5 protein-coding genes are annotated in these 5,155 nt (G+C 69.9%); 4 read left to right on the top strand and 1 reads right to left on the bottom strand.

All coding sequences use genetic code 11. From position 1 onward, the window contains the following. Positions 1 to 183 precede the first annotated feature (183 nt). Positions 184 to 1,047 (bottom strand): MBL fold metallo-hydrolase, encoded by an 864-nt coding sequence (locus VN378_RS15695; protein ID WP_325744496.1) that lies wholly within the window; start codon positions 1,045 to 1,047, stop codon positions 184 to 186. A 75-nt stretch (positions 1,048 to 1,122) separates the two neighbouring features. Here VN378_RS15695 and VN378_RS15700 point away from each other — a divergent pair, with 75 nt between their 5' ends. The 4 genes from VN378_RS15700 to VN378_RS15715 all read left to right on the top strand — a co-directional run. Beyond that, a complete protein-coding gene (locus VN378_RS15700) occupies positions 1,123 to 1,455 on the top strand; it encodes a metalloregulator ArsR/SmtB family transcription factor (protein WP_325744497.1) in 333 nt (110 codons plus the stop codon). Continuing rightward, the gene (locus VN378_RS15705) at positions 1,452 to 1,799 is read left to right on the top strand and encodes a rhodanese-like domain-containing protein (RefSeq protein WP_325744498.1); all 348 of its coding nucleotides are present in this window, start codon (positions 1,452 to 1,454) and stop codon (positions 1,797 to 1,799) included. The genes VN378_RS15700 and VN378_RS15705 overlap by 4 nt, the downstream gene beginning before the upstream one ends. A gap of 4 nt (positions 1,800 to 1,803) precedes the next feature. Then, the gene (locus VN378_RS15710) at positions 1,804 to 2,583 is read left to right on the top strand and encodes a sulfite exporter TauE/SafE family protein (RefSeq protein ID WP_325744499.1); all 780 of its coding nucleotides are present in this window, start codon (positions 1,804 to 1,806) and stop codon (positions 2,581 to 2,583) included. 27 nt (positions 2,584 to 2,610) lie between these two features. Beyond that, positions 2,611 to 5,155: ligase-associated DNA damage response DEXH box helicase (locus VN378_RS15715; RefSeq protein ID WP_325744500.1), on the top strand; the 2,545-nt coding region annotated here is incomplete at its 3' end.

Consider the following 5,155-nt stretch of genomic DNA (forward strand, 5'->3'; position numbering starts at 1 on the left):
CCGTCCGATCTTGTGCGCGCCCTCGCCGTCGCAGATCGCCCCCGCCCCCGGCGGCACGGCCAGCGCCGGCGGCAGCACGAGCCAGGGCTCGGCGCCGGTCAGGCTTGAGGAGGAGGGGAGGGTGGAGACGGGCACCGGCCCTAGATAGTCGCTCCCGCTGCGAAACGGAACGGGAACATCAGGTCACAGGGCGTTGACCGGAAACTTCAGGAAGCGCTTGCCCGAAGCCTCGGGCGGCGGCAGGTCCCCGGCCCGGATATTCACCTGCAGCGACGGCAGGATCAGCCGCGGCACGGCCAGGCCGGCGTCGCGCGCGGTGCGGCGGGCGACGAAATCCGCCTCCTCCACCCCGCCGCCAATGTGGATGTTGGCCCGACGCTCCTCGGCCACCGTCGTCTCCCAGGCGAAATCCTTGCGGCCGGTCTCGGGGATGTAGTCGTGACCGACGAACATCCGGGTCTCGTCCGGCAGGGCCAGCAGGCGCTGGATCGAGCGGTAGAGCGTGGCCGCGTCGCCGCCGGGGAAGTCCGTGCGGGCGGTGCCGTAGTCGGGCATGAACAGGGTGTCGCCGACGAACACCGCGTCGCCGATGTGATAGCTGACGCAGGCGGGCGTGTGGCCGGGCGTGTGGATCACCTCCGCCTCCAGTCCGGCGATGGCGAAGCGGTCGCCGTCGTCGAACAGGTCGTTGAACACGGCGCCGTCGGGCGTCAGGTCGTCCGTCTCGAACAGGTCGGCGAAGGTCTTCTGCACCTCGGTGATGCGCCGGCCGACGCCGATCCGCGCCCCGGTCTTCTCGCGGATGTAGTGCGCCGCCGACAGGTGGTCGGCGTGGGCGTGGGTCTCCAGCACCCGCTCGATGCGCAATCCCTGTTCGGCGGCGGCCGCCAGGATGGCGTCGGCGCTGCCGGTCGAGGTCCTCACCGTCGCCGCGTCGTAATCCAGCACCGGATCGATGACGACGGCCACGCCGGCGGCGGGGTCGCTGACCAGATAGCTGATGGTGTTGGTGGCCTTGTCGAGGAAGGCCTGGACGGTCGGCTTCATGGCCTGGCTCCTGAACTGTCGCCGCTTTATATATTAGACATTGCTAATTTAGCAAGTGCGAATATATAGGGCGGCATGAACGGTATGACCCACATCGATCTCGCGCGGTTCGAGGCCAGTGCGACGCAGGCTGCAACGCTTCTCAAGGCCTTGTCCAACGAGAAGCGGCTGATGATCCTGTGCCGGCTCGGGGACGGGGAACTCCAGGCCGGCGCGCTCTGCCCGCTGGTCGGCCTGTCCCAGTCGGCCCTGTCGCAGCACCTGGCCGTTCTGCGCGAGGAGGGCCTCGTCGCGACCCGCCGCGAGGGTCAGGCCATCTTCTATCACATCGCCGACCCGGCCGTGGTGCGCGTCATCGCCACCCTGGCCGCCATCTTCAACCCGCACTCCCCGGAGCAAGAGTCATGACGTCCGTCCTCACCCCCCTGTCGCCCCATCAGGTCGCCGACCGCATCAGGAGCGGCCGCGCCGTCGTCGTCGATATCCGCGAGCCCGCCGAGTTCGCCGCCGAGCATCTGCCCGGGGCGGTCTCGGCTCCGTTGTCGACCTTCGGACAGGCCGATCTCGCTATCCAGCCGGGCTGCGAGGTGATCTTCATGTGCCGCAGCGGCGCCCGCACGGGCGCGCATTGCGACCGCCTGGCCTCGCGCATCGAAGGCGCCGCCTGCGTGCTCCATGGCGGGCTGAACGGCTGGAAGGCGGCCGGCCTGCCCGTGACCGTATCGTCAGCGGACCGGTTCCGGACGGCCTGAGCCCATGGACCCGATGCTGTGGGCCTGGGGCGCCGCGGCGCTCAGCGGAGCGATCGTCGGCCTGTTCCTCGCCGTGTTCGGCGGTGGGGGGTCGGTGCTGGCCGCGCCGCTGCTGCTCTACTTCGTCGGGATCGCCGATCCGCACGTGGCCATCGGCACCTCCGCAGCGGGCGTGGCTCTGAACGCCATGACAGGCCTGACCGGCCACGCCCGCGCCGGCCGGGTCAAATGGCCCTGCGCGGCGCTCTTCGCCGCTACGGGCGTGCTGGGCGCCCTGGCCGGCTCCACCCTCGCCAAACAGGTCGACGGCCAGAGCCTCCTGCTGTTCTTCGCCCTCGCCATGGTGCTGATCGCCCTGTCGATGCTGCGCAAGCCCCGCAACGAGGGCGACGCCACGGTGCGCCTCGACCGCCGCCTCATCCTGCGGCTGGCGCCGATCGGTCTCGGGGCGGGCTTCGCCGCCGGCTTCTTCGGCATCGGCGGCGGCTTCCTGATCGTGCCAGGCCTGATGGCGGCCACCGGCATGACCCTGATGCACGCCCAGGCCTCGTCCCTGCTCAGCGTGGCGGTGTTCGGCGCCTCGACCTCGGCCAACTATGCGGTCTCCGGCCTTGTCGACTGGCCGACCGTCCTGGCCATGGTGGTCGGCGGCGCCGCCGGGACAGCCGCCGGCCTTCCCGTCGCCCGCCGGCTCGGCGAGCGGGCCGCGCTGGGTCGTCGCCTGTTCGCCGGCCTGATCATCCTGGTCGCCATCTATGTCGCCATTCGTGCGCTCACCGGGTGAAACGGAACGGGAACATGCTATAGGCGGATGGTGACGCCGCCGCCCGTTCCCGCAACGCTTCCACCGCTGTTCGCCGACTGGTTCGCCAGCCGCGGCTGGGCCCCGCGTCGCCACCAGCTGGAGATGGTCGCGGCCGCCGAAGCCGGATCGCACGCCCTGCTGGTCGCTCCCACCGGCGGCGGCAAGACCCTGGCCGGTTTCCTGCCGTCGCTGGTCGAACTGGCCGAGCGCGGCCCCCGACCGGCGACCGGCCCGGGCAGCGGCGTGCACACCCTCTATCTGTCGCCGCTGAAGGCGCTGACGACGGATGTCGAGCGCAATCTGATGACGCCGATCCGCGAGATCGGGCTGAACATCCATGTCGAGAGCCGCACCGGGGATACAAAACAGTCGAAGAAGGCGCGGCAGCGGGAGTTTCCGCCCGACATCCTGCTGACCACGCCCGAGCAGCTGGCCCTGTTCTGCGCCTGGGACGGGGCGCGGTCGTATTTCGCTGACCTGAAATGCGTGGTGCTGGACGAGGTGCACGCGATCTGGAGCGGCAAGCGGGGGGATCTGCTGTCGCTCGGGCTGGGGCGGCTGCAACAGTTCGCGCCGGGGATGCGGCGGGTGGCGCTGTCTGCGACGGTGGACGATCCGGAGATGATCGCCGACTGGCTGAGGCCGGGCGGGGTGCGCGCGGTCGACCCCTCCACCGCTTCGCGGTCCCCCTCCCCATTGCATGGGGAGGAGACGGATGGGCGTCGCGTCTCCTCCCTGTCGCGAAGCGATGGGGAGGGGGACCATGCGAAGCATGGTGGAGGGGTCGAGGCCGCCGTCACCATCGTCCGCGGCGATCCCGGCGCGCCGCCCGTCGTCGACGTCCTCGTCAGCGAAGGCCACGTCCCCTGGGCGGGACACACCGGCCAGCACGCCATTCCGGAGGTCTATGAGGCCATCAAGCGCGCCGGGATGAGCCTGATCTTCGTCAACACCCGCTGGCAGGCCGAGTTCGTGTTCCAGCAGCTGTGGTCGATCAATGACGACAGCCTGCCCATCGGCCTGCACCACGGCTCGCTGGCGGCGGAGCAGAGGCGCAAGGTCGAGGCGGCCATGGCGCGCGGCGACCTGCGCGCCGTCGTCTGCACCTCGACCCTCGACCTCGGCATCGACTGGGGCGACGTCGATCTGGTGATCCAGCTGGCGGCGCCCAAGGGGGCCTCGCGGCTGGTGCAGCGCATCGGCCGGGCCAACCACCGGCTGGACGAGCCCTCGCGGGCCCTGATGGTGCCCGCCAGCCGGTTCGAGATGCTGGAATGCCAGGCCGCGCGCGAAGCGGTGGCCGAGAACGCCTTCGACTGGGAGCCGGTGCATACGGGGACGCTGGACACCCTGGCCCAGCACGTCATGGGCTGCGCCTGTTCCGAGCCCTTCGCCATGAATGATCTGTATGCGGAGGTTACGGGCTGCGGCCCCTATCGCGACCTGACTTACGAGCAGTTCGAGGAGGTGGTCGATCTGGTCGCCACCGGCGGCTACGCCCTGCGCACCTATGAACGGTTCGCGCGGATCGTCCGCACACGCGACGGCAAATGGAAGGTGCGGAACGCCGCAACGGCGCAGCGGCACCGGATGAACGTCGGGGCCATCGTCGCGGCGGCGACGCTGAACGTGCGCATCGCCTCGCGCCGCGGCGGGGCGGCGAAACAGCTGATCGGCGGACGCAAGGTGGGCGAGGCCGAGGAGAGCTATTTCGAACAGATGACGCCGGGCGACACCTTCGTCTTCGCTGGTCAGGTATGGGCGTTTCAGGGGATCAACGGTATGGACGCCCTCGTCACCCACGCCCAGGACAGGGACCCGAAGATCCCCTCGTGGGGCGGGTCGAAATTCCCCATGTCGACCTCGCTGGCCGACCGGGTGCGGGCCATGATCCAGGACCGCGACCACTGGCGGGTCCTGCCGCCCGACGTGCAGGAATGGCTGGAGCTGCAGGAGGACCGGTCGGTCATTCCCGATGCGAAGACCATGCTGGTCGAGACGTTTCCGAGGGGCAGCCGGCATTTCCTCGTCGCCTATCCGTTCGAGGGCGGGCTGGCGCACGGGACGCTGTGCATGCTGCTGACGCGGCGGCTGGACCGGCTGGGGATCGGGCCGCTGGGCTTCGTCTGCACCGACTATTCGCTGGCCATCTGGTCGATCAAGCCGATGGACGGGCTGGATCTGGACCGGCTGTTCGGGCCCGACATGCTGGGCGACGATCTGGAGAGCTGGCTGGAAGAGAGCTTTATGATGAAGCGCACCTTCCGCAATTGCGCCCTGATCTCGGGCTTGATCGAGCGGCGCCAGCCGGGGACCGAGAAGACCGGCCGGCAGGTGACCTTCTCGACCGACCTGATCTACGACGTGCTGCGCCGCCACCAACCCGATCACCTGCTGCTGAAGACCGCCCGCGCCGATGCGGCGGCGGGCCTGCTGGACGTGGCGCGGCTGGGGCAGATGCTGGCGCGCATCCAGGGCCAGATCCGGCATGTGAGGATGGAGCGGCCGTCGCCCTTCTGCGTCCCCGTGCTGGTGCAGATCGGGCGCGAGC

The sequence above is a fragment of the Brevundimonas sp. genome (assembly GCF_035561115.1).
GTDB lineage: Bacteria > Pseudomonadota > Alphaproteobacteria > Caulobacterales > Caulobacteraceae > Brevundimonas.